Origin of the sequence: Exiguobacterium sp. HVEsp1, from assembly GCF_002009685.1 — a bacterium.
GTDB lineage: Bacteria > Bacillota > Bacilli > Exiguobacteriales > Exiguobacteriaceae > Exiguobacterium > Exiguobacterium profundum.
In genome coordinates, this window is sequence record NZ_KV917367.1 from 187,266 (window position 1) to 210,892 (window position 23,627).

The window sequence follows — 23,627 nt, forward strand, 5'->3', positions numbered from 1 at the left end:
GATGGGGAAATTATGGTTGATTGAAGGATTACCGGGAAGCGGGAAATCTACGTTTGCCGAGAGGCTACAAGATAAACAAAATGGTAAGTTCTATTCGGAGGTGGATGCGTCACACCCGGTAGATGTGCATGATGTCTATTGGGTCGAGGAGAAACCATCAACCGGTCGTATTCTTGATGAAATCGAGGGGGGATGGCTCGTCCGTTATGATGATGGTGAAGAACTTGCCGGAACGGACGTCTACGAGTTGCCTTTCGCTCTTCACACACGAATCATGTGCGAACGCTGGCGGCGGTATGTTCAAAAGGTAGAGCGGGAAGAACAGGACGTCATCTTTGAATGTGCGTTGCTCCAAAATCCTTTCACGATTGGAATGGTTTCTCAAGACGTTCCGTTAGCGGATATGGAAGCATACGTTCAAGAAGTCGTGGACATCCTAAAACCGATTGATCCGATGGTCGTTTATTTGGCGTTGAATGACGTCGCACGCATTTTTCCAATCGTATATGATGAACGACCGATGGGATGGCAAGGCGGCTTTGTCGAGTATTATACGAGCGGTGCCTATGGCGTGAACCATAGTCGTGAAGGGATAGTCGGGACGATTGAGATTTTAGTGGAACGTCAGCGTCGTGAACTCGAACTACTTGAACGACTCCCGCTTCGCCATGTTCAGATTCAAAACGATGAGAGACGTTCATTCGAAGAATTAACGAATATATTGGAAGAGGAGTCTGTTCGTTCATGCAAACTTTGATCAAACATTCGGATCGTTTTTGGTATATGACACCGATCGACCGTACAGACCGACCGATTCTCGGTGCCGTTGTCGGCGATACGCATACGCTACTTATCGACGCGGGCAATTCCGTGTCGCACGCTTCATTTTTTTTAGAACAGCTAGAGAAACAAGGCCTCCGCACGCCGTCGATGGTTGCGTTGACCCATTGGCATTGGGATCATATCTTTGGTTTACCTGCACTTGAAGGTATGGTTTCCATTGCGAGTGAAGCGACCAAACAGGGGATGGAAAAACTTGTCCCATATGCTTGGGATGATGTCTCTCTCGATGAGCGGGTGGCGGAAGGGATTGAAATCGCATTTTGCGCGGAAGCAATCCGTGAAGAATATGGAGACGCGCGCGATATCAAAATCGTATTACCTACGCTGACGTTTCAAGAATCGCTGACACTCGACCTCGGTGGCGTTCACGTCGTGTTACGACATGTCGGAGGAGACCACGCAAAAGATGCGGTTGTCCTTTACATCGTAGAAGAACAGGTATTATTTTTAGGAGACGCGTTATACGCAGACATCTATTCTCCCACATGGAGAATGACTCCGGAAGAAACCCTGCGGTTGTTGAATGTATTGGAATCGTTTGATGCTAAACAGATTGTCTGGTCACACGGTGAGATGGTGAGTCGTGAATCCTTCGCAGAAGATTGCCTTGCATTAAGACGAATCGCCACCATTTCGGATGATTTCCCAGGAAATATTGATGAAATCACGCAGTCATATGCTTCACTCGTCAATCGGGAGATCACCGAGGAAGAGAACGAGTTGATTACGTTTTTTGTGAACGGGACGGTGGGAAGATGACTTACACTATCACGCGGATTCACGAGGAAGACGAGACGTTCCAACAGTTTTTGACCACTCAATTACGTGAGTATAACAACGTTCGTTCGATTTACCATCGTGACATTCGCGAGGCGCACGTGCCGACCATTCAGTTGAAAGTGGAGCAAGAAGGACGGGTAATCGCCGGCTTATATGGGAGTGTGTATTGGGGATGGTTCGATTTGGATCGTCTTTGGGTCGATGCAGACTTTCATGGTCAGGGCATCGGTAGCCAATTGCTTAGAGAAGGGGAGGCGTTAGCGAAGTCGCTCGGTGCGACGCGTGTGAAATTGACGACGTTCTCGTTTCAAGCGAAACCGTTTTATGAGCGATTCGGTTACACGGTAATAGGTGTGCTACCGGACTATCCGCCGGGATCGGATTACTATATGATGATGAAGCAATTATAAAAGGCGACACGAGGTCGCCTTTTTAATACACTTTATCCCCATTGAAGATTGAATTTTTCACCATGACGTAGTCTACGGTGCGCAATGCCTCGAGACTGTCACCACCCGCGTAAGAAATCGCCGATTGGAGGTCTTGCTCCATCTCGGTCAATGTATCTTGTAGTGCCCCTTTGTGTTCGACAAACATCTTTTTCCCCTCGACGTTCTTTCGCTCACCCTTTTGGAACTCAGAAGCAGAACCGAAATACTCTTTCAATTGTTTCCCGTCTTGCTCGAACGTTTCCCCCGGTGATTCATCGTGTCCGGCGAACAATGAACCAATCATGACCATCGAAGCGCCGAAGCGAATCGATTTGGCGATGTCACCGTGAGTACGGATGCCCCCATCCGCGATAATCGGTTTCGTCGCTGCTTTGGCACACCAGCGAAGTGCAGCCAATTGCCAGCCCCCGGTACCAAAACCTGTTTTGATTTTCGTGATACACACTTTACCAGGACCGATTCCAACCTTCGTCGCATCCGCTCCGGCATGCTCTAATTCGCGAACGGCCTCTGGTGTCCCGACGTTCCCCGCGATGACGAAGGATCCAGGAAGATGGTGTTTGATATGCTGAATCATTCGGATAACCGCATTCGAATGACCGTGAGCGATATCGATTGTAATAAATTCTGGCGTATGACCGGTCGATTTGAGCATTTCGATAAACCCATACTCTTCTTCCTTCACGCCGACACTGATGGATGCATACAAACCACGCTCATGCATGTCTTGGATAAACGCCAGGCGCGTCTCTGGATTGAAGCGATGCATGATGTAAAAATATCCGTTCTTAGCCAGCATCAATGCGACCTTTTCATCGATAATCGTCTGCATGTTAGCCGGAACGACTGGTAATCGGAACGTGAAGCCACCAAGCTCGACGGTCGGATCACATTCCGAACGACTGTCGACAATACATTTTGCAGGAATTAATTGAATATCTTCGTAATCAAATACTTTATCCATATATCGCACCCCTATTCACGAACATTAACGTATTGAACAATAAAAAACTTCGCCCATTCGGTAATATAACGTGAATAGAGTTTAAAGTCAAAGGATAATTCAATTAATTTATCTTAAAAATGAATAAAATTAAATAAATTGATGTTTAATGTTCGGATTTAGGATTTATTTTCGGTGTTTCACGTGAAAAAAGGACCACTTATTGGTGGTCCTTTGCGAGTGCATATTGATTTCGTCCACCTGCTTTGGCTTCATAGAGAGCGAGGTCGGCACGTTTTAGTAACTGTTTGGTCGACAACCCTTTTACAAATCGAGCACCCCCGACACTTGAAGTCGTAATGAACGTATGTTGGTCGATTTCCCATGGGCGTTGTAGTGCTTGAATGATTTTCTCTGCAACCCGATGTAGGGCACAGGAATCGTTGAAGCGAATGAGAACGGCAAACTCATCACCGCCAAGTCTGGCAATCATATCTTGTTTGCGAAGCACGGATGTCAATCGACGAGCGAGTTGTCGCAAGAGTTCATCGCCCACATCATGACCGAACGTATCGTTGATTTGTTTGAATCGGTCAACATCAAGAGCGAGGACGGCCAATTCACCTTGCTCGAATTCGGTTCGATCGATCGCTTCCTCGAGGTAAGCGAGGAAGAAACGACGGTTCGGTAAGTCGGTCAGCGTGTCGTGATACGCCAAATGCTTCAGTTGCTTCTCTAGTGCTTTACGCTGCATGATTTCTCGGCTAACCGTCAAATAGTGTAGGAGAAGTCCGGATTCATCATAGATGGCCTGAATTTTCGTTTCGAGCCAAATCCAGCGCTGGTCAGCATGGAAATGACGGAACTCAAGGGTCAAGGAGATGTCTTCTTCCTTCATTTCTTTCAACTGCTCCCGGACGATCTGGATGTCGTCCGGATGGATATAGTCGAGCGTATTCTTCCCTTCGTAATATCCGGCCGCAAAACCGAGCACGGTACGGTGAGAAGGGGAAGCATAACGAACAGTACCATCCCGTTCTAGTATACAGACGAGGTCACTCATGTTTTCTGTGATCAATCGATATTGTAACTCACTCTGTCTTAACGCTTGTTCCATTTCACGTTTCTCCGTGACATCACGCAAAATCGTTAAGACGGCCGTTTCACCCTCATAATCGATGAGAAGGCTACTGATATCCATCTGGAGCTTGTCTCCACTCGGTGTCATGATGACCATTTCCGTATCTTGAACGGGGCCTCCGAGTTCGAGAGAGGCAAGTCGTTGACGGGTGGACTGATGATACTCTTCTGCGATGAATGAAAAAATCGATTCATTCTCTAGATAGGTTTCTCCGATTGTGGCGAGTGCCATCGCGTTCGCATATATAATCTGTCCTTCCTGATGCACAATGATGCCTTCCGGAATGGTTTCAATCAATTGACGGTAACGACGTTCGCTTTCGACCGTGGCACGCTCGGCATTTTTCTCTGGCGTCAAATCGATGATGATCGCAAACAGGCCGGTAATGTTACCGCCGACCTCGATTGGAATGTTGAGGACGGTTAAGTCGAGTCGTTCCCCGGATTGATGTTCAGCATAAATGGAATACTTGTGTGGAATCCCAGACAGCGTGAATTGTAACCCTTTCCTGACCCGAGACCGCTCACTCTCGGGAAGCCAGTGCAGGAACGGCTGATGAAGCATATCCTGTTCCGTATGACCCGTGATGACCGTGACGGCCGGGTTGACGGATTTGATGTTCAAATGATGGTCGAGTACAAAGATGCCATGTGGAGAATACCGTCGTAGCGACTCGTGATGATCTTTTAAGATCGACAATTCGAGTTCGCGACGTTTCCGTTCCGTCACTTCACGAACGACGGAGACGATATGGGTACAGTTCCCCTCATCATTGAAAATCGGCGTCACTTCTGACTCGAAATAATGAAGGGGGAGCGTCAATACATCATCCGCCTCGACCGTATCCGTATAAAAGGAGTCAGCAAGACGGTAGTCTTCATAGACGACACTCTTTTTTGTACGAATCGCTTCATCGTAATACTGCGTAATAAGTTTAGCGGTCTCGATCGGGACCAACTCATCGATGGTCTTCCCGACATCCGCATCTGACCAATTGATGGCCCGTTTCCCAGGCTCATTTACGAAGACGTAGCGATATGCTGAACCATCGACTTCCATAAAGAACACATAGTCTGAAATTTTATCGAACGTCCGTAGTAAAATCGATGCGTTGGATTGAAGTGTTTGGTCAACTTTCATCTCGTCTCCCTCATTTCGTTCATTCTATTTTTTACACGTCATTTTTATCTTACCGCATCATTCGACCAAATGTGTGAACTTTCAAAAAAAGACGGGATGTACGTACATCCCGTCAAGCCGCTTCGTTCAGTTGTTTTTGTTCGTTTCGTCCGTTCATGACGTAATACAAGAAAATGGTAAAGAGAACGACGCCTGAAAGAATCAAATAAAGGGTCGAGAAGCCTGTCAACGGAATCAACAACCCGATGAAATAGGGGCCGAACCCTAGACCGGCATCAAGTGCGATGAAGAAGGTCGATGTCGCCATCCCCATTCGGTGAGGTGGAGAAGCCTTGACGGCGATTGCTTGGGTGCCGGATTGGATATTCCCGAAGCCTAATCCGATTAACGCACCGGCAAGTAGAAGCATCCAACCGCTATTCGCTTGACTGAGCACGAGTAGACCGATCGCGAAGATGGCGATTGCCGGATACATGACGACGTTCGCTCCGCGCGCGTCCATCAATTTTCCTGTGATTGGTCGTGATAACAGAACGGCGACCGAATAGACGAGGAAGAAGATACTCGCTGCCTCGATCAAGTCGAGTTCACTCGCGTAGAAGTTGATATAGGACAAGACACTCGAGTAGCTTAGTGCGGCCATCCCGATAATCAAGGCAATCGGGAGCGCTTTTGGTTCGACGAACGATTTTAAAGAGAATCCGCGCACGACTTCCGGGGCGTCGACTTCTGGTACGTTCACAAAGAACGTACTCGCCAAACTGATGACCCCGATCACAAAGCAAAGAGCGAAGATGACGGTGAAGCTCGTGTGTTGGCTGAGAAGTAATCCGACGAAGGGCCCGATGGCTGTCGCCAGAGTAGAACTCATGCTGTAGTAACCGATCCCTTCACCTTTTCGAGTCGCGGGAATGACTTGCGCGACGATGGTTCCAGTTGCCGTACTCGATAATCCCATCCCGAGTCCGTGTACGAACCGTGTCAGTAATAAGAAACCGACACCCCAATGGACGAAGTACAATAAAATCGTGGCGGTGAAAAAGACGAGCCCGATATAAAGCGTCTTCTTCCGACCGATCGAATCAATCAGTCGACCGATGAACAAGCGCCCGGTCAGCGTCCCGATGATGAAGATGCCAGTGACGAGTCCTGCTTGACTCGTGGTCGCCCCGTACGACTCGACGGCATGCACCCCGATGGTGACCATCAATAAGAAAAAGATGAGCGTCAGGAAGAAGTTGATGAGCGAGATGATTAAAAAGTCTCTCGTCCAAAGTTTTTGAATAGGTTGTTGCATCATACGTGACGCCTCCTTTTCTTCAAATTCGAATAGTTAATAAACATAACTAAAAGAGTATACCAAATCAAATTAGGATTGTCCGAGATGATGCACTGCATGCAGTGAATGACAGACATGAAAAAACTCGACTCGGGAATCGAGTCGAGTCAAGTGACATCGTTAGGCACGGTCCCAGAATCGGGCAGTCGCAATCCCATCGATGAACGCATTGAATCCATCGAGGTTATGCTCGTCAAACGTGAAGACACCAGGCTGGTCTTGCTTCACGCGACATGTGGCGAGTGCCTCTTTATGGTGTACGTGTAGGGCGAGCGGCTTATAGTGCTTGTACGTGTTCTCGATAAATTCGAGCACATCATCCTCGACAGTCGTCGCGGCACTCACTAAGAAGGCGGCATCGAAAAGGCTCGAGTCGACCGTATCGTACGTCTCCTTCACCTTCAGGTCACCAAGCATATACGCCTTCTTGCCGACAAGGCTGTAGTTGACGTTGTGATCGGCGAGCGTCTGCACCCACTGTTTCACCTGATTCGCATCCACGTCACCGGCAAGGAGAAGGGCGACGCTCTTCGTATCGGGCTTTTTGATTGTGTTCGCCATCGAGAGAGCAGGGGACGTCTTATCTGACTGGACCTCATTATTCTCTTCGGGCACATGTACTCCTAAGTTGTCGGCGACGACTTCAGCGAGATGACGATCGATGCGGTTCAATAAATCGACGGCGTTCTCTTTCACCATGTCCGACTCACATTTTCCGAGCTCAAAACTGCAGGCATCTTGGATGTGTTGTTTTTCGACATCGGTCATGCTGTTGTAGAAGAGCTTCGCCTGTGAATAGAAATCAAGGAAGCTGTCACTACGTCCCCGAATCTTATGACCATCGATTTTCTCTTGATAGTGCTCAAATCCACCTTGATCGGCTGGTACAGGTTCCGGCTGATTATTGTTGAGCGCATTTTTATGGTAGCTCGTCTGACCTTTGTGAACGGCCATTTGATGCATCCCGTCCCGCTGGTTGTTGTGGAACGGACAAACGGGCTTGTTGATTGGGATCTGGTGGAAGTTTGGTCCACCGAGACGCGACAGTTGGGTGTCCGTATACGAGAACAGACGACCTTGCAAGAGCGGATCGTTCGAGAAGTCGATTCCTGGGACGAGATGACCCGGGTGGAAGGCGACTTGTTCGGTTTCCGCGAAGAAGTTGTCGACGTTTCGATTAAGTGTCATCTTTCCGACGAGTTTCACTGGAATCTCTTCTTCCGGCCACAGTTTGGTTGGGTCTAAGATGTCGAAGTCATAGTTGAACTCGTCTTCTTCCGGGATCAGCTGCAGGCCGAGCTCCCATTCAGGATAGTCGCCTTTATTGATTGCTTCATAAAGGTCGACACGGTGGAAGTCAGCATTTTTCCCGACTGCTTTTTGGGCTTCGTCCCATACTTGTGAATGAACCCCGAGCTTTGGTTTCCAATGAAACTTGACGAAATGAGCTTTTCCTTCCGCATTTACAAGACGGAATGTATGCACCCCGAACCCTTCCATCATGCGTAGACTACGTGGAATCCCCCGGTCACTCATCGCCCACATGACCATGTGAGCCGTTTCATGGTTTTGTCCGACAAAATCCCAGAACGTATCGTGCGCGCTTCCCCCTTGCGGCACTTCCGTATGTGGCTCAGGCTTCACAGCGTGGACGAGGTCCGGGAACTTGATGGCATCTTGGATAAAGAAGACTGGGATGTTGTTTCCGACTAAATCGTAGTTCCCTTCGTCTGTATAGAACTTCGTCGCAAAACCACGGACGTCACGGACCGTATCCGCGGACCCGCGTGAGCCTTGGACAGTCGAGAAACGGACGAATACGGGTGTCGTCTTCGAAGGGTCATTCAAAAAGTTCGCTTTTGTGAACTCGGCGAGCGGTTCATACACTTGGAACTCACCGTGTGCCCCGACGCCGCGCGCATGGACGATCCGCTCCGGAATCCGCTCATGGTCGAAATGGGTCATCTTCTCGCGGAAATGGAAATCCTCGATCAATGTCGGACCACGACGTCCTGCTTTCAGCGAGAATTCGTCTTCCGCCATCTTCAGACCTTGATTTGTCGTCAAGCCAGCTTGTTGTTCGTTATCAATCGTATGTTGTTTTAACTGCTCTTCTTTCTTGTTCCCCATGTGATTGCCTCCCTTAAGTATGACTGACCGTCGTAAGTCACCATTTGACCTACTGTATCGGTGTTCCCTAACGCCAATAAAAAAATCCCTCTTTTTCAAAAAAGAGAGATTTCACACAAACATTTATAATGCGGCCCATACATGCTGTTTCAATACGATTTGTTGTACCACTTTAGGGTCGAGTTCGTATTCAGTGGCAATGATGCGCGTCACTTTCGCTTTCGCATCGGGGTCGTCAGGATTCTGCTTCGTATATTGATCTTGCCATGACCTCCAAATTTGAATCTCTGTATCGGTCAATTTGGTCGTCCATTCTTTTTCTCGAAGTTGCCAACCGAATATCATGTCGTCTGTTTGACCGGGTTCCACCCAGTCTGCGAGTCCATAGTCGCCTTCCGGAGCGAATACGGCTTCACCGAGTGGCGGTTCCGTCCCGATATAGGCAGCATCATCATAAAATCGTAACAAGGCGGCCTGGAACTGATCTGACTGTTTTACGTCATCGATGACGTCATGGCTGACGGATTGAAGCTCATCCGTACTCGGGTTCCCGTGTACGACGATGTCGTATTCATATCGAATGACACCGTCTTGTTCGATTGGGGTACGTTCTTCAATCGTATATATTTCCTCGGAAATGGATGCTTGTTCAGCCTTTAACTGCGTCGTGGTGACGGATTCCTGTGGCCAAAACCAGAAGGCGCAACCGAGAGGGACAAGGAATACGGCAAGACGACGTAGTCGGTACACCCTGTTTGATTTTCTTTTTTTCTTCAATCCAAAAACACTCCTTCAATTATGTAACAATCCCCAAAATGTCGGGGATTACGTTCGATCTAAACGAACGAGGTCCGCATCGGGATGCGACTGACCACGAACGAGAGCACTCAAAATACGAGAGCCAAGCATGCTATACACGGTCCCATTTCCCCCATATCCGAGCAAGTAAAACAAGTTCGGTCGATTCGGGTGCTCCCCGATGAACGGGAGTTGGTCCACCGACTCTCCAAACAAGGCGACCCAAGCATAGTCGACTTCTAGGTCATACATCGGGAAGAGCTCGGCGATTTTTTCTTTCACTCGTTCCGCCCGATCGTTCATGAGCGCCTCATCGTGCGGCGTTTCGGCCTGGTCTTCGTCAAGTCCGCCAGCGATAATCCGCCCGTCCGGAGTCGTGCGCAAATAGAGATATGGTCGTTTCGTCTCCCAAATGAGCGCGCGTCCTTCCCATTCGCTGAATTCGGCGATTGGATTCGTTGCGATGGCGTATGACCGATTCAAATCGATCCGATGGGAGTCGAGTAGGGGAGCTGGCCCATAACCTGTCGCAAAGATGACTTTATTCGCTTTAAATGTCCCGTTCGAGGTGAACACAATCCATCCATCACCATCAGACACGACCTCATCCACCGACGTCTCTTCAAAAATCGGGACGTGTTGTTTCGATAAATGGCGAATGATTTGACGACTGAGCGTGAGCGGATTGACCTCGGCATCGCCTTTTGTGATGAGGGCCGCCGGTTTTTCAAATGGGAAGCGTTCACGTAATGCTTCACGATCCAACCACTCCACATCAAAACCGTGTTTGGCTAGCATCTCATACTCACGTTGCAATTTGGCAACATCGTCCTCTTCACTCGCAAAACAAAGGCTGTCCCGTCGAATATATATATCGGATGCATCGACATCTTTCGCCACCTGGTCGAGCGATTCGACCGCGTCGAGACATAATTGATAGAAGCGTACCGCTGCCGCTTCTCCAATTTTTTCTGCCAGTTCATGTAACATGATGTCATTTGAATATTGAATTAAACCGGTATTTGCTGATGTGCTTCCGGTACCGACTTTTCGCCCATCGAGCACCGCAAAATCGACGCCATCTCGTTGTAACGTATAAGCCGTCAACGTTCCGGACATACCGGCTCCGATGACGAGTACGTCGTAATGCTCTTTTTTGTCAGGTCTTTCTAACACGACGTCCTCTGATTCGGTCGTTGGCCAATATAAATCTCCGTTATACAATTCCATCGGTCTCATCCTCCATGATATTCAGTATCTTCCTCTTTATCCCCGCTTCAAGAGAGGTGAAACCAAAAAACCGCAGACGATGTGTCTGCGGTTCAACATGTTATTTCTTGATGATGATGGATGAAGGAGAAGCGCCTTTCGTATATGTGATGCGTTGGACGTTTTTTGCCCCGCGAATCTCAGCAAGATTTTTCCCGTCAACGATTACTTCTTTTACCGTCGCGCCTTTGAAGTCGATGATGGCACCGGCTTCTTTCGGTTTCACTTGAACGACGACATTTTTCAACGGTTCTCCTGTCAATTCCGTGTATACGCCACGAACGAAGATGCCGTTTTTAAAGTTCGTGCCTTTTCCGATTGTCACGCCGATGTAATCCTCTTGAAGGACGAGGCGAGCAGCTTTATGGTTTTCTACAGTGTAACGCGTCAATTCCACTTCTGGTTCCGGTGTGAAGTCGATTTGTGCAAGTACTGGATCATGGTCACTCGCACGCCCTGACATCTCAGTGAAGTCCGAGTTGACGTGAATCATGTCAATTTTCGTAGAAGCGGCCAAGCGGTTCGAGACGAGGATATGATCGAGTACTTGTGAGTTCCCTTGATACACATACGAGTAGCGGTCGACAGCAGGAACTTTCTCGACCATGTTCGTCATCAAGTCACCTTTAAAGATTTGGAGCGCATCCGAGAATTCGAAATCGTTGAAGTCACCAAGTGCTACAACATTCGCTTCTGGATTCTTCGTCTTCACGTCTGCGACGAAGTTGTGGACGACTTGTGCGATTTTCTTACGTTGCACTTCACTTCCGAGTACGACCGGTTGTTGTGACCCGAAGAAGCCGGTGTCACCACCTTTTGAGTTCCAGTGGTTCGCGATCACGATGACGTTCTCGCCTTGGAAGTCGAATTGAGCAGCTAACGGTTTACGTGAACGATCGAACGCTTCGTTCGTCGGATCGATACGTCCCGGATTGTGCGTCAATTTCCCGTCAGCATATCCGACGGCCGTCGTCGCGTCACCGGCAGGCATTCCCTCCGTCAATGACACGCGCTCAGGATCGTACAAGAAGCCGACACGGATGTTGGCATCCGGTGCACCACCGTCTTGGTTGTTCTCTGGGTCGATGTTGACGTATTTATATGTCTTCCCACCGACAGCGACAATGTTATCGATTAAGCGCTGATAGCTCTGGTCAGCGGCAGAACCTGCCCCTTTATCCTGTCCATCGTTGTCCTGTACTTCCGTCACACCGATGATGTCAGGGCTGTTCAATTCGTTGACGAACGCTTTCGCCAGTTTGAGTGCCTTTTCATCTGATGTTTCTTTGATGTTGTTCGAGAAGTTCTCTAAGTTATACGATGCAATTGTTAATTGATCTTCTTCTGCCTCGATGAATGTCTTCTCACGCTGCGCATCTCCTTTGACGAATGAAGCTTTCATGTCTTCAAGTGAGGCTTGAATCTTATAGTTACCGAATGAATAGCCGACGACACCAACGATCGGTCCGTTGAAACGGTCGCCCGTCGCGACATCGAAGTCACGAGCTTCTGCATTTGGTTCGAGACGGAACTGAATGCGTTCTGGGTTCGCGTCGTTCTTTTTCAATAAGACACCGCCATTATATGTCTCTGTTGGCGTATCTTCGAGAACTGTGACTAAGTCACCATATTCTTGTGGTCCAACCGATTTCAAGTTGTTCGTTTGAACGCGCATCCCTTCAAGGCTCTCCCAGAAGTCGATGGCATCCTTCTCCGGGTTGAAGACGGCGAGGTTATCGCTGTCGATAAACTCAGTCGGAAGGTTTGAGGCATCAATCGTAATTGGAGTCGGAAGTGTCACGCCGCTCGCGACGACTTCAACTTTTCCGTTACGCGTATCGATTTGTGTCATCTTCATATCCGTCTGTTGGCGATCACTATATCCTTCGATTGCATACTCGCTCACTTTTCCGTTCACTTTTACGAGGTCCCCGACTTGAATGCCAGCAATCGAACGTCCGCCGTAAAGGACAATCCCTTCAGATGTCCGTACATCGTCATCGGCTTCCGAATCAGGCGTTTGGATGAAGTAATAGGTCGTTCCACTTGAGACGAACGTAGACGTGACGATTCCTTCGACACCTTCAACCGTCTGTCCGTTCATCGGAGTCGTATGGTTCGCACCTTGGATGTCGTGAATGCGAATCTTGTCTGTGATCTTATAAGAGAATGTTGAGACGGCGCTGAACGAGTCGCCTGTTTTCACGACCGTTTTCAACGTCGTCGAGTTTTCAATGCGGATTGGGTTTTCGTAACGAAGCCCATTCTCTTTTGGATCAGAGCCGTCGAGTGTATAGAAAATCTCTGCGTCTGCTGTCGTTGTCGAGAGCGTCACGTCTTGTGGACCAACGAATGTACCGGCACCTGGTTTCGCGACAGCCGGCCGAAGAACGGACGTATCGATAACCGTGTCCGCCGGGTCACGAGGGATGATTTGGTACGTATCGTCAAACTGTTGAACGATTCCTGTGATCGATGAATAGTTCACATCCGTCTGTAAATCAAGGATGCCTCGCTCGTCGCGAACGACGAACTCCTTCGTTCCGTCCGTCGCCGTCAAGTTCTGACCGCTACCTGTGAGTGTGACATTTTTGACGGTAACGAGTTCGGATTCGACGTCCTCGTTGATTTGTTCCCCTGTCAAGACTTGGGCAGTAGGAAGTGTTGCTGCTTGTTTTGAAACAACGACAGCGCTGTTCAATTGAAGAAGCTCACGGTACGAACCGACGACCCCTGTGACAACGACCTCGTCCCCGACGTTGACGGCAAGAGACGTCGGGCGGATAGACAGACCACCTGTCGCGTCTTGGATCGAGATGGTGTTCGCTAATTTAGCCGTGACGATTCCTTTTACGGTGACCGTTTCATTTTCTGCCTTTGTTCGTGCATCAGCAATTGAAATCGGTGTGATCGGTGCAGGAGGTTCTGTTGTATCGCCATCTCCGTATTCAACGCCTTGGAACGTATGTAACCCGAGATTGTCGAACGTGTCTTGTGGTGTCGATGACCATTCGACAGCCGGGTCGAAGGCATCACTGCCATCACTGTCTCCCTTTGTGACCGTGTCTTTACGAATGAGCGATTGGTCAGCAGTCGCAACGGTCGTTCCCCATTTTGTTCCTGGGTCGAAGCCGAGTTGACCGAAGACATCAAGAACCGTGTCTCCTTTTTTCAAGACGATCGTGTCATCCCCGTTGAAGTTCGTCACGGCGCTCGTCGTATCCGATTTTGCTTTCAAAGTGTCCGACGCACTGCCGTTCACAATGACATATGTCGCTCCTGGTGCGAGGGTGCCCGTCAAATTCAATGTATTTCCGGCAGTCGTACCTCCGTTTGAATACAGTTCAATTTTGTAAGCGGAAAGGTCGATTGTCGCGTTCGTTCCATTGAATAACTCGATTGCTTTATTGTTGCTCGATCCTTCTACGTACTCGGAAATGAAGAGATCTGATGCGTTCAACGTCTCGGCGTTTACGTTTGCCGCAATCGGCGTCATACTGCTGACGATGAGTCCTGCTGATAAGGCGAGGCCAGTGACTGCCTTAAATGATTGTGTTGGTTTCCCCATGTGTAAGTCTCCCTTAGATGTAATGGTCTAATCCGATTTCCCCAACTTGCGTCGTTATAAATAAGTGAATTTATATCCTCCTTTTTCAAAAAAACGACATGATAGCGCTTACATTACTTTTCTTGTGACGAATCCCTTAAAAAATTATTCGTGTATTGTCAAAAATAACACGTTCATTTCCCAAGTTTTTTTACTACATGTTAAACATAACCAAGCAGACGTCAGAACTCAATCCACTAAACACGAAGTTATGATTACATTTTGATTACAAGATAAATGTAATCGGAAGAACTTGACGAGTAGCTTAAGAACTTTTACACTCTTCTAATACGAATTAATTGTATCGGTTAAGTTGGAATTAAAGGAGGCACTAATGAAAGCAGTCAATTACCCAGTCATTCCTGGAGCAGGCGCATTTTATTATGAAGGAAACGAGATCGGTATTTTGCTTTGTCACGGCTTTAACGGGACACCTCAAAGTGTACAGGACGTCGGAATTGAGTTGATGAAGCAAGGGTTCACGGTCTATGCCCCGCGCTTGAAAGGGCATGGGACACATCCAGAAGACTTTCGATGTTCAACGCATCGATGTTGGTATAAAAGTGTGACGAAAGGAATCGAGCGGTTGCGCGAGTCGTGTCAGACGGTCATCGTCGTCGGTCAGTCAATGGGCGGAACGTTGGCACTCAAGGCTGCCCTTGAAGGGAAGGCGGATGCGATTGTGACAATCAATGCCGCGTTATCGGTACCAGGATATGCGTGTCATGCGTCGGATACCGAGTGTCGATTTATCGACGAAGATGCGCCCGACATCTTGGCAAAAGACGTATATGAGATTGTCTATGACCGTGTGCCTACAAGAGCGATTCGTGAATTGCTTTCGCTGATTGACGAGGTGCGACCGCACGTCGGAGCAGTTGATGTGCCGGCGTATGTCATCCATTCTGCTGTCGACAACGTGGTGCCGCCTTCCGACTCCATCTGGTTGTTTGAGCAGTTACAAGGAACAAAAGAATACGCGGTGCTACCAAACTCGTATCACGTCGCGACGATGGACCATGATTGGAAGCATTTGTCGAAGCTGATCACGACCTTCTGTGAACAGGTTGGGGCGCGCCATCAAAATGCAGTGTAAAAACTGCATTTTTTTGTGGGCTGATTCTTTGCAAACGCTTGCACTAGTGCTATGGTAGATGTGAATCATACCTTATTGTAGGAGGCACGGTGCCGTATGGAGACGTTGTTCAGCCAAACGAAACAAACAGAAATCAGTCGTGTATGGTGGAAAGAGGCCATCGCCTATCAAATTTATCCAAGAAGTTTCAACGATTCAAACGGGGATGGAATCGGTGATCTTCGCGGAATCATTGAAAAGCTCGATTACTTAGAAGACCTTGGAATTGATGTCATTTGGATTTGTCCGATGTACAAATCGCCAAATGATGATAACGGATATGATATCAGTGACTATCAAGACATTATGGACGAGTTTGGGACGATGGAGGATTTTGATGCCTTGCTAGAGGCGGTGCATGCACGAGGGATGAAACTGTTGCTCGACCTCGTTGTCAACCATACGTCGGACGAACATCCATGGTTCCTTGAATCGAAAAGCTCGAAAGACAATCCGAAACGGGATTGGTACATTTGGCGAGATGGGAAAGATGGGAAAGATGGGAAAGATGGGAAAGATGGGATGCCACCGAGTAACTGGGCGAGTATCTTTGGCGGGTCCGCTTGGGAATATGATGAACAGACCGATCAATATTACTTGCACGTATTCTCGAAGAAACAACCCGATTTGAACTGGGAGAATCGTGAAGTTCGGACGGCTGTCTATGACATGATCAACTGGTGGCTCGATAAAGGAGTCGACGGATTCCGTGTCGATGCGATCAGTCATATTAAAAAGATGCCGACGGAGACGATGTTACCTTCTCCGGACGGGAAGTCGATCGTTACGGCGTTTTCGATGTACTCGAATATCGATGGAATCCATGAATATCTACAAGAGATGAAGCGTGAAACGTTCTCCAAATACGACATTATGACCGTTGGGGAGACGAACGGAATCGAGCCGGAAGAAGCCGACCAATGGATGGGACCTGAGAATGGTGCGATGAATATGGCCTTTCACTTTGATCATGTCGATATCATGCGACGGTCACGTCTTGCCCCGCTCGATGTCGTCGAGCTGAAACGGATCTTCGATAAATGGCAACAAGGATTACGCGAAACCGGGTGGAACGCGTTATACATTGAAAATCATGACATGGTGCGAGCGGTCTCGCTCGTCGGGGATGAGCATCATTATTGGCGTGAAAGTGCCACGGCGCTTGGGATGATGTACTTCTTCATGCACGGGACACCATTCATTTATCAAGGACAAGAAATCGGGATGAAGAATGTGCCGCTCCCATCCATTCATGACTATGATGATGTCGCGACGAAAAACGAGTACTTCGAACGCATCGCGAACGGGATGAGTGAAATCGACTCGATGCAACAAGTATGGGGCACATCTCGTGATAACGTCCGGACACCAATCCAGTGGGATGCCTCACCTTATGCTGGTTTCTCGACGACGACCCCGTGGATGCCGATTCACGAAGAGTATGAGACGCTCAACGTCGAGGCACAGCGAAACGACCAGCACTCGATCCTGTCGTTCTATAAGGAGATGATCCGTCTTCGTCGAGCTGAGGAGACGTTTACGTATGGTCGTTATCGTGACGTCTTGCCTGAACATAAGCAAGCCTTCGTCTATGAGCGTACGTTTGAAAACAACCGCTTCTTCGTGGTCGTCAACTTGACCGCCAATCCGGCAGAAGTGACCGTTCCGGAAATTGCAGGCGCCACGCTTGTCATGACGAATGAGATTGACCCCGAGACGATTGATACGGAAACGTTTATGCTTCGACCATTCGCAGCACGGTTATATCGTTTATGATAGAAAGGTACCTTCTGAGGAGGGTACCTCTTTTGAATGAAGGGTGGGACGAGGATGCATACGATTGAATTTTCTAATGACAACGAGGTCGTACGCATGGTCATTGGTGGTGCCGATCGCGAACGGTTGGAATTGATGATTGATGAGCGACGCGTTACGATTTACGTGAAAGCGTATCTCGATTTTGGAGAGGCGTTCGCTAAGGCGTTTCATTCGTTGAAAGGGACGGCCGCACTCCGTGATGTGGAAGGACAGTATGTCATGGATGTGACCTTTTCGCATCGAGGGGTCAGCGTTCGATTGTATGATCCGTTTCCTAAGAAGACGCTTCAGACCGATCAAAGTTACATGACAGAAACGATGCGACAGATCGGCATCTGGAATAGGCTGTGACAAATGAGGGAAAAGAGCATATGATAGAGATTGACTAAATGGAAAGGGGTGTCGGGTATGGATGGAACGAAACGTGCTGACATTCGCCCAGGACTCCACGTCCAAATCGTTTTAAAACAAGATCAACGAAGCGGAAAGCTGACGAAAGGCGTCGTTCAAGATATATTGACGAACTCGCCACGTCATCCGCACGGAATCAAAGTGCGTTTGAGCGATGGACAGGTCGGTCGTGTGAAAGTGATCGAAGCTGGAGGTGAGTAAGATGAGCGAGAAAAAACTATCTTTTCAAGAGGCGATGAAACAAAAGCTGGCAGAGAAGAAGCAAAATCAAACGAAGGTTCCCACGGGTTTACATGGTACAAAACAGAAACCGTTGACGAGCCAATTGACGAAAAAACCAAATAACCAGAAGAAACGTACTGGTATATAAAAAGCAGTCGCTCCTCAAAAGCGACTGCTTTTTATCTTTTAATCGTGTAACGTGTTTACGAAATAACCATTGTTAAACTGATCAAGAAGTTTTTGATAGTATTTCATTTGATCTATATTTTTGTTTGCAAGAGCCACTTCTGCACCAGACAATAGTTCACCCACGGTAAAGCCAGTTGATACACCACTGTCCTTATAAACGAGCTCAAGGTTCAAGAACGATGGGTCATTTAATAGTACATTGATTTTTGCGGCTGTTAATTGCATAATCAAACGTTTTTCTTCAGTCATTGATTTCGGCGAGCTTGTCATTAGTGCGGACAAGGCCTTTTGTCCTTCGAGTGTACTGACATCATAAGCAATTCCTTGAATATAAACGATTGAGCCATATTCGAACGATACTTTCTCATAGTTGAAGATGTTTTTCCAAAAGCCGATTGTATATACCCCATAATCAACCTCTGGTGGTGGTGTACAATCTTCAACGGTCAGTGTCACATATCGTACCCAAGGATTTCCTGTACCCGGATCACCAGGATAAGCAGTTTCCGTTTCTCCATTAACGATTGTATCTAGGTGGAGGAAGACGTTAAATTGGAAACCGTCTGATTTTAGAACGCTTTCGTTCACACCAAGATAACTTGCTAACGAAGCGTAAGGAATTAAGAGATGTGTTGGATCGACGAGGGATTTTGTTTTAAACTCATATGCGCCAGGACTACCGCGCTCAAGCGATTCACTGGTTAATCGAAAATCAATTTTAATATTTTCAGGTACGTCGGCTAACGTCACTCCGTCATTTAAATCGATGACAATTTTTAAGCCTTCCGCGACAAACTCAAAATCGACGACTCCAATCGGGATGTTTTGCCCTGCATAGATAGTAGAATCAGAATTCGTGGATACACACCACTGTGTCCCTCCGGTCGCTTCCGCCACATTTCCCTTCATAGGCAACAATGACAACACGAAGGCCAATATAACGAACCAAGATAACCACTTCCGATGTCTTTTTATGATTCTTCCTTCTTTCTTCTAGATGACTTTTCATGGTGAACAGAAGGTGGAGACTATAATTATGTAATACCCTGTACAAGTGAAAAACAATGATTGATTAGTGAAAAAAAGTATAAAAAATGAATGGTATTCATACGAGACCGTGTAATGAAAAGACACGGCAAATAAGAAAATGAAGTAAAAATAATGAAATTATATTTTTCTATACGCACTATAAATCATGATTTAATATTTCTAAACATTTTTATGTAAGCGCTTTAAGTACTTATAAATAAGGACTCTGGCTCAGATGATGTGAAAAAAGAGTGAAATCACCTATAAAAAAATTATTGATAATTGTCAGAATCTTTGTATAATTCAGAACTAAGACATCATAAAAAATTCTCAACTTCAGATTCACACAACAGGGAGGAACTTATTCATGGAAGCGATTCAAGGTATGTTACAAGGAAGCGTCGACTTTTTGAACAACATCTTATGGTCGTACGTATTGATCGCCGTTCTCGTCGGAGCCGGGATCTACTTCACGGTCAGAACACGATTTATGCAGTTCCGTTACTTAAAAGAAATGTTACGTACGGTGACAGATAAATCGGACGTTACACTTACAAAAGACGGGAAGAGTATTTCTTCAATGAAATCATTCTTTATCGGTGCCGCGACTCGAATCGGTACAGGTAACCTTGCCGGGGTCACGGTAGCGGTCACACTTGGTGGACCAGGAGCGGTCTTCTGGATGTGGATCGTCGCCCTTCTCGGTGGTGCGACAGCCATGATTGAAAGCACGCTCGCTCAAGTATACAAAGTGAAAGACGATGTCGCGTACCGCGGTGGTCCGGCTTACTACATCGAAAAAGGTTTAAACAACCGTGCACTTGGAATCGTATTCGCGGTTCTCATTGCTGTCACATTCGGACTCATCTTCAACTCTGTTCAATCGAACACGATCGCTGCAGCATTCGATAACGCATTTGGAATCGATGCAGCGATCGGCGGAGCAATCTTAGTTGTTCTTACTGGCCTTGTCATCTTTGGTGGTGTACAACGTGTCGCGAACTTCTCGGCAATCGTCGTACCTGTCATGGCTGTTCTCTACCTTGCTATCGCACTCTACGTTGTCGTTGTGAACTTCGCTGAACTTCCAGGCGTCTTCGCTATGATTTTCCAAAGCGCATTTGGTTTGAATGAAGCAGTCGGTGGTTCAATCGGTGCTGCAATCTCAATGGGTGTACGCCGTGGACTCTTCTCGAACGAAGCAGGTATGGGTTCTGCACCAAACGCAGCAGCTGCTGCTGAAGTATCGCACCCTGCGAAACAAGGTTTCCTTCAATCACTCGGTGTATTCTTGGATACGTTGATCGTATGTACAGCAACTGCAGCGATCATCCTTCTCTCAGACAGCTACGCTGCTGGAAATGGTGAAGGGATTGTCCTTCTTCAAAACGCATTGACTGAGCAAATCGGAACACTTGCTCCAGCATTCATCGCTGTCAGCGTCTTCTTGTTCGCCTTCAGCTCGATCGCAGGAAGCTACTACTACGGTGAAACGAACATCGAATTCATCAAGAAGAGCAAAGGTGTAGTCTTTGGATTCCGTCTTGCGACAATGGCATTCGTTTTCATCGGAGCGGTCGCAAGCCTCGGATTCGTATGGAGCCTCGCTGACCTCTTCATGGCAGGGATGACATTGATCAACATCGCGGCAATCACATTGCTCGGTGGCGTTGCCTTCAAAGTTCTTAAAGATTACGAAGAGCAACGAGCTCAAGGTCTCAACCCACGCTTCTCGGCTCGTAAACTCGGTATCGAGAATACAGAGTGCTGGGATGTGGAAGAAGACGAAGTGGCACAAGGTACTGTTCAAGCAGCAGCAGCCGACGCTTCAAAATCATAATTCGTGAAATGCAACAAACAGGGACCCTGCTAATCGGGGTCCCTGTCTTTTTATGCATGATGACGTATCGGCTTGACGGTTTGTTCCGTCTCCGATTTGTTCAAATACAAGTAACTTCCGGCAACGAACAACGCACCACCGACAATATTGCCGAGTGTGGCGAAGAATAGATTGTAAAGGGCACCGCTAAAGGTGACGAGATCCGACGGTACATAGTGGAGCGCGAGAGCGAAAACGCCCATGTTCGCAATTGAGTGCTCGAATCCAGCGGCGAAAAATACGACGACCGGAAGCATCGTCAGCATAATCTTCGCGACATCATTGTTCGTTTTGAGTGGCATGAAGATGGCCAAACAGACGAGCACGTTACACAAGATTCCTTTCAAGAAAATAGCAAGGGCGTCTCCACCGATTTTCTTCGCGGCGACGACAGCGAGCAAATGGTCACCCGTCACGTCACCCATACTATGAGCCCCGATGACGAGAAGCGATAGCAAGACGGCACCAATCAAGTTACCGACCCAACTGAGTCCCCATATCTTTACGAGGTCGAACCAAGCGACACGTCCTCGTTTTGCACCAGTGTAGAGATACATGGTGTTGCTCGTAAACAATTCTCCCCCCATCCAGACGATGAAGACGAGTGCCACTGAGAAACTAGCGCCCGCAATCAGCATCGTTCCGGGGACATCGATGAACATGTTTCCGACGGTGAATGAGAAGACGACTCCAATTCCGATTAAAAAGCCAGCGATTATCGATCGTAACATGTATTGAGGAAATGAATGTTGAAGCAATGATGATTTCTTAAATGCGGCTTCTTCCATATAATCGACGACTTGCTTTTCCATGAAAAGACCTCCTTTAGACCCTTTCAGTCTAGGAGGTCAACGTAAAGTTTGCAATTGTTTTCACAAACTTTTAAGAAGTTCTCAAGAAACCGTTCACATCGTTGCCACGAGTTCAACTTTGATGCGGTCCGGGTCTTCAAAAAATAGTGCTGTATAGTTTGGGCCTCCTGCGTGGGGGAAGCGGTCTGCGTACAATTCACGAAACCCGTGTGATGCGAGCTGTTGCCGAACTTCTTCTAATTGTGCGAGGGAAGACGCATGAAATGCCAAGTGGTTGAGACCAGTCTTTTTTCGGTGATACGGTGGCGCAAGGTGAGTCTTTTCCGTTTGAACGAACACGAGATATGTTTCACGGTATCGATAGCTCCGTCCTTCGGGCCATGATTGATAGAGCGTGTACCCAAGTTGTTCACAGAGGAGCCATTCCCAGGCTTGTGTACTGTTATGTAGGTTCGAAACGTAAAGTTCGACATGGTGAAGCATGAGAATCATCCTTTCGATGGACGTTTGAAAATGGTCCGTTCGGTATAATTGAACTATACAACGAATGAGGGAGGAAGCGTATGGATCGGACAGGGCTCGTCTCAAATATTTTGATTGCTGGAAAGACCGGTGTCGGAAAAAGTGCGTTCATCAACTATATATACGGACATGACGTCGCCGAATCGCGTGCCGGAAGTCCGGTCACTCAAGAAGGGCTTCACAAATACGAGTATTACGATTTAGAACGGGGCATCTTGTTTCGTTTTTTCGATACGTGGGGGCTCGAGGCGGACCGCTCTGAAGAGTGGCACCAAGCGATCCTATCCATCGTCCATCAGCGTGAAGGGGCGCTCGATATCGCAGAGTGGTTTCATACGATTTACTACTTATTGTCGGTGCAGTCAGGACGTGTCGAGGCGTATGAGCTCGAGGCGATTTTAAAACCTTTATATGAGCGGGGGAGCAACGTCACCCTCATTCTGACTAACTTCAACGAAGACGACCCGATGAGTGTGCAAAAGGCAGAGGCGATGGAACGGGTATTGTTACGCGAACTGCCGATTGAAGAAGAGGACATCATCCGTGTCAACAGTGTCGAAAAGAAGTTACTGACAGGAAAACACGTCCCGGTAAGAGGATACGAAGAGGTATGGAATCGGAATCGGACGAACCTATGGAAAGACATCGAGCGAAAACTTCCCATTAACTTGACGAATCATCTTCTTGAAGAGTTAGAGGATTGGCGAATTCGGAGTATCGCTTCTGCAGAGACGATTCGGATGCTGACCCCGCAAGCGATGATTAGTTGGAAAGCTAGAAAAATAGAGAAAGATTTAGAAAAGACGCTTGAAGAGGCCGCTTTGACGACGGAAGAGGCGATGGCAGAAGGGGTGCGTCATTATATCCAACTCATGCAGCGGTACCCACTCGTCGGAGAGCAAGCAGACCTTTTGTTTAGAACAAGACGAGTTGAGCTCGGATTTGACTACTCGTTCGGAAAAACAGTTCGAAAGATGGTTCTCGGAATGATTCCTGGAGTGCACTTCATCTACTGGGCATTCAAGCGTCGGGCGGCAGAGCGAGGGATTAAAAAGGCCATCGAGCAACAATATGCATCTGTAAGACAAACGATTGAAGAAGAGATTCGACGCGGCTTTGAGCGCGAGATGGGTCAGCTTGGTCGCACGCTCAACTCATAAGGGGGAAA

20 protein-coding genes are annotated in these 23,627 nt (G+C 47.8%); 10 read left to right on the forward strand and 10 right to left on the reverse strand.

Annotated features, from left to right (window positions below; translation table 11 throughout):
- The first annotated feature begins 1 nt into the window (after window position 1).
- From BV910_RS00920 to BV910_RS00930, 3 genes are read left to right on the forward strand one after another with little or no spacing between them, the layout of a single operon-like run.
- Window positions 2-757, forward strand: a complete 756-nt coding sequence (locus tag BV910_RS00920; RefSeq protein ID WP_078146019.1) for a P-loop NTPase family protein — start codon at window positions 2-4, stop codon at window positions 755-757.
- Window positions 745-1,602, forward strand: a complete 858-nt coding sequence (locus BV910_RS00925; RefSeq protein WP_078146020.1) for an MBL fold metallo-hydrolase — start codon at window positions 745-747, stop codon at window positions 1,600-1,602. Before BV910_RS00920 ends, BV910_RS00925 begins: the two co-directional genes overlap by 13 nt.
- Window positions 1,599-2,033, forward strand: coding sequence for a GNAT family N-acetyltransferase (locus BV910_RS00930; protein WP_078146021.1), 435 nt, complete (start codon window positions 1,599-1,601; stop codon window positions 2,031-2,033). The genes BV910_RS00925 and BV910_RS00930 overlap by 4 nt, the downstream gene beginning before the upstream one ends.
- A gap of 22 nt (window positions 2,034-2,055) precedes the next feature.
- On the opposite strand, the gene guaC is transcribed toward BV910_RS00930, so the two are convergent.
- From guaC to BV910_RS00965, 7 genes are all read right to left on the reverse strand, one after another.
- On the reverse strand, window positions 2,056-3,039 hold the full coding sequence (gene guaC, locus BV910_RS00935; RefSeq protein WP_031424215.1) for a GMP reductase: 984 nt from the start codon (window positions 3,037-3,039) through the stop codon (window positions 2,056-2,058).
- A gap of 199 nt (window positions 3,040-3,238) precedes the next feature.
- Window positions 3,239-5,299 carry a PAS domain S-box protein gene (locus tag BV910_RS00940; RefSeq protein ID WP_078146022.1) on the reverse strand — a complete coding sequence of 687 codons (2,061 nt, stop codon included), beginning with the start codon at window positions 5,297-5,299 and terminating at the stop codon, window positions 3,239-3,241.
- Between the two features lie 112 nt (window positions 5,300-5,411).
- Window positions 5,412-6,596 (reverse strand): MFS transporter, encoded by a 1,185-nt coding sequence (locus BV910_RS00945; RefSeq protein ID WP_074037854.1) that lies wholly within the window; start codon window positions 6,594-6,596, stop codon window positions 5,412-5,414.
- Between the two features lie 162 nt (window positions 6,597-6,758).
- Window positions 6,759-8,768 (reverse strand): catalase, encoded by a 2,010-nt coding sequence (locus BV910_RS00950; protein WP_078146023.1) that lies wholly within the window; start codon window positions 8,766-8,768, stop codon window positions 6,759-6,761.
- Between the two features lie 123 nt (window positions 8,769-8,891).
- Window positions 8,892-9,545, reverse strand: coding sequence for a hypothetical protein (locus BV910_RS00955; RefSeq protein WP_078146024.1), 654 nt, complete (start codon window positions 9,543-9,545; stop codon window positions 8,892-8,894).
- A 48-nt stretch (window positions 9,546-9,593) separates the two neighbouring features.
- On the reverse strand, window positions 9,594-10,796 hold the full coding sequence (locus BV910_RS00960) for an NAD(P)/FAD-dependent oxidoreductase (RefSeq protein ID WP_078146025.1): 1,203 nt from the start codon (window positions 10,794-10,796) through the stop codon (window positions 9,594-9,596).
- A 100-nt stretch (window positions 10,797-10,896) separates the two neighbouring features.
- A complete protein-coding gene (locus BV910_RS00965; RefSeq protein WP_078146026.1) occupies window positions 10,897-14,403 on the reverse strand; it encodes a lamin tail domain-containing protein in 3,507 nt (1,168 codons plus the stop codon).
- A 373-nt stretch (window positions 14,404-14,776) separates the two neighbouring features.
- Between BV910_RS00965 and BV910_RS00970 the strand changes: the two genes are divergently transcribed.
- From BV910_RS00970 to BV910_RS14755, 5 genes are all read left to right on the forward strand, one after another.
- A complete protein-coding gene (locus tag BV910_RS00970) occupies window positions 14,777-15,538 on the forward strand; it encodes an alpha/beta hydrolase (RefSeq protein ID WP_078146027.1) in 762 nt (253 codons plus the stop codon).
- 132 nt (window positions 15,539-15,670) lie between these two features.
- Window positions 15,671-17,353: a glycoside hydrolase family 13 protein gene (locus BV910_RS00975; RefSeq protein ID WP_078147882.1), complete on the forward strand. Its 1,683-nt coding sequence runs from the start codon at window positions 15,671-15,673 to the stop codon at window positions 17,351-17,353.
- A gap of 54 nt (window positions 17,354-17,407) precedes the next feature.
- A complete protein-coding gene (locus tag BV910_RS00980; protein WP_078146028.1) occupies window positions 17,408-17,746 on the forward strand; it encodes a hypothetical protein in 339 nt (112 codons plus the stop codon).
- Between the two features lie 57 nt (window positions 17,747-17,803).
- Window positions 17,804-18,007 (forward strand): YwbE family protein, encoded by a 204-nt coding sequence (locus BV910_RS00985; RefSeq protein ID WP_015880320.1) that lies wholly within the window; start codon window positions 17,804-17,806, stop codon window positions 18,005-18,007.
- A gap of 1 nt (window position 18,008) precedes the next feature.
- Window positions 18,009-18,176, forward strand: a complete 168-nt coding sequence (locus tag BV910_RS14755; RefSeq protein WP_015880321.1) for a hypothetical protein — start codon at window positions 18,009-18,011, stop codon at window positions 18,174-18,176.
- 38 nt (window positions 18,177-18,214) lie between these two features.
- Here the strand turns inward: BV910_RS14755 and BV910_RS00990 are convergent, their stop codons facing one another.
- Window positions 18,215-19,114, reverse strand: a complete 900-nt coding sequence (locus tag BV910_RS00990) for a hypothetical protein (RefSeq protein ID WP_078146029.1) — start codon at window positions 19,112-19,114, stop codon at window positions 18,215-18,217.
- A gap of 499 nt (window positions 19,115-19,613) precedes the next feature.
- Between BV910_RS00990 and BV910_RS00995 the strand changes: the two genes are divergently transcribed.
- Window positions 19,614-21,086 carry an alanine/glycine:cation symporter family protein gene (locus tag BV910_RS00995; protein ID WP_078146030.1) on the forward strand — a complete coding sequence of 491 codons (1,473 nt, stop codon included), beginning with the start codon at window positions 19,614-19,616 and terminating at the stop codon, window positions 21,084-21,086.
- A 50-nt stretch (window positions 21,087-21,136) separates the two neighbouring features.
- Here BV910_RS00995 and BV910_RS01000 read toward each other — a convergent pair whose 3' ends face one another.
- Window positions 21,137-21,937 carry a formate/nitrite transporter family protein gene (locus BV910_RS01000; RefSeq protein WP_078146031.1) on the reverse strand — a complete coding sequence of 267 codons (801 nt, stop codon included), beginning with the start codon at window positions 21,935-21,937 and terminating at the stop codon, window positions 21,137-21,139.
- Between the two features lie 93 nt (window positions 21,938-22,030).
- A complete protein-coding gene (locus BV910_RS01005) occupies window positions 22,031-22,420 on the reverse strand; it encodes a VOC family protein (protein WP_078146032.1) in 390 nt (129 codons plus the stop codon).
- Between the two features lie 80 nt (window positions 22,421-22,500).
- Here BV910_RS01005 and BV910_RS01010 point away from each other — a divergent pair, with 80 nt between their 5' ends.
- Window positions 22,501-23,619, forward strand: a complete 1,119-nt coding sequence (locus BV910_RS01010; protein ID WP_078146033.1) for a GTPase — start codon at window positions 22,501-22,503, stop codon at window positions 23,617-23,619.
- The last annotated feature ends 8 nt before the right edge of the window (window positions 23,620-23,627 follow it).

Excerpts from the sequence above, each read along its gene's own strand:
- BV910_RS00920 (WP_078146019.1), top strand. The coding sequence starts at position 2 with ATGGGGAAATTATGGTTGATTGAAGGATTACCGGGAAGCGGGAAATCT.
- BV910_RS00925 (WP_078146020.1), top strand. The coding sequence starts at position 745 with ATGCAAACTTTGATCAAACATTCGGATCGTTTTTGGTATATGACACCG.
- BV910_RS00930 (WP_078146021.1), top strand. The coding sequence starts at position 1,599 with ATGACTTACACTATCACGCGGATTCACGAGGAAGACGAGACGTTCCAA.
- guaC (WP_031424215.1), bottom strand. The coding sequence starts at position 3,039 with ATGGATAAAGTATTTGATTACGAAGATATTCAATTAATTCCTGCAAAA.
- BV910_RS00940 (WP_078146022.1), bottom strand. The coding sequence starts at position 5,299 with ATGAAAGTTGACCAAACACTTCAATCCAACGCATCGATTTTACTACGG.
- BV910_RS00945 (WP_074037854.1), bottom strand. The coding sequence starts at position 6,596 with ATGCAACAACCTATTCAAAAACTTTGGACGAGAGACTTTTTAATCATC.
- BV910_RS00950 (WP_078146023.1), bottom strand. The coding sequence starts at position 8,768 with ATGGGGAACAAGAAAGAAGAGCAGTTAAAACAACATACGATTGATAAC.
- BV910_RS00960 (WP_078146025.1), bottom strand. The coding sequence starts at position 10,796 with ATGGAATTGTATAACGGAGATTTATATTGGCCAACGACCGAATCAGAG.
- BV910_RS00965 (WP_078146026.1), bottom strand. The coding sequence starts at position 14,403 with ATGGGGAAACCAACACAATCATTTAAGGCAGTCACTGGCCTCGCCTTA.
- BV910_RS00970 (WP_078146027.1), top strand. The coding sequence starts at position 14,777 with ATGAAAGCAGTCAATTACCCAGTCATTCCTGGAGCAGGCGCATTTTAT.
- BV910_RS00980 (WP_078146028.1), top strand. The coding sequence starts at position 17,408 with ATGCATACGATTGAATTTTCTAATGACAACGAGGTCGTACGCATGGTC.
- BV910_RS00985 (WP_015880320.1), top strand. The coding sequence starts at position 17,804 with ATGGATGGAACGAAACGTGCTGACATTCGCCCAGGACTCCACGTCCAA.
- BV910_RS14755 (WP_015880321.1), top strand. The coding sequence starts at position 18,009 with ATGAGCGAGAAAAAACTATCTTTTCAAGAGGCGATGAAACAAAAGCTG.
- BV910_RS00995 (WP_078146030.1), top strand. The coding sequence starts at position 19,614 with ATGGAAGCGATTCAAGGTATGTTACAAGGAAGCGTCGACTTTTTGAAC.
- BV910_RS01000 (WP_078146031.1), bottom strand. The coding sequence starts at position 21,937 with ATGGAAAAGCAAGTCGTCGATTATATGGAAGAAGCCGCATTTAAGAAA.
- BV910_RS01005 (WP_078146032.1), bottom strand. The coding sequence starts at position 22,420 with ATGCTTCACCATGTCGAACTTTACGTTTCGAACCTACATAACAGTACA.
- BV910_RS01010 (WP_078146033.1), top strand. The coding sequence starts at position 22,501 with ATGGATCGGACAGGGCTCGTCTCAAATATTTTGATTGCTGGAAAGACC.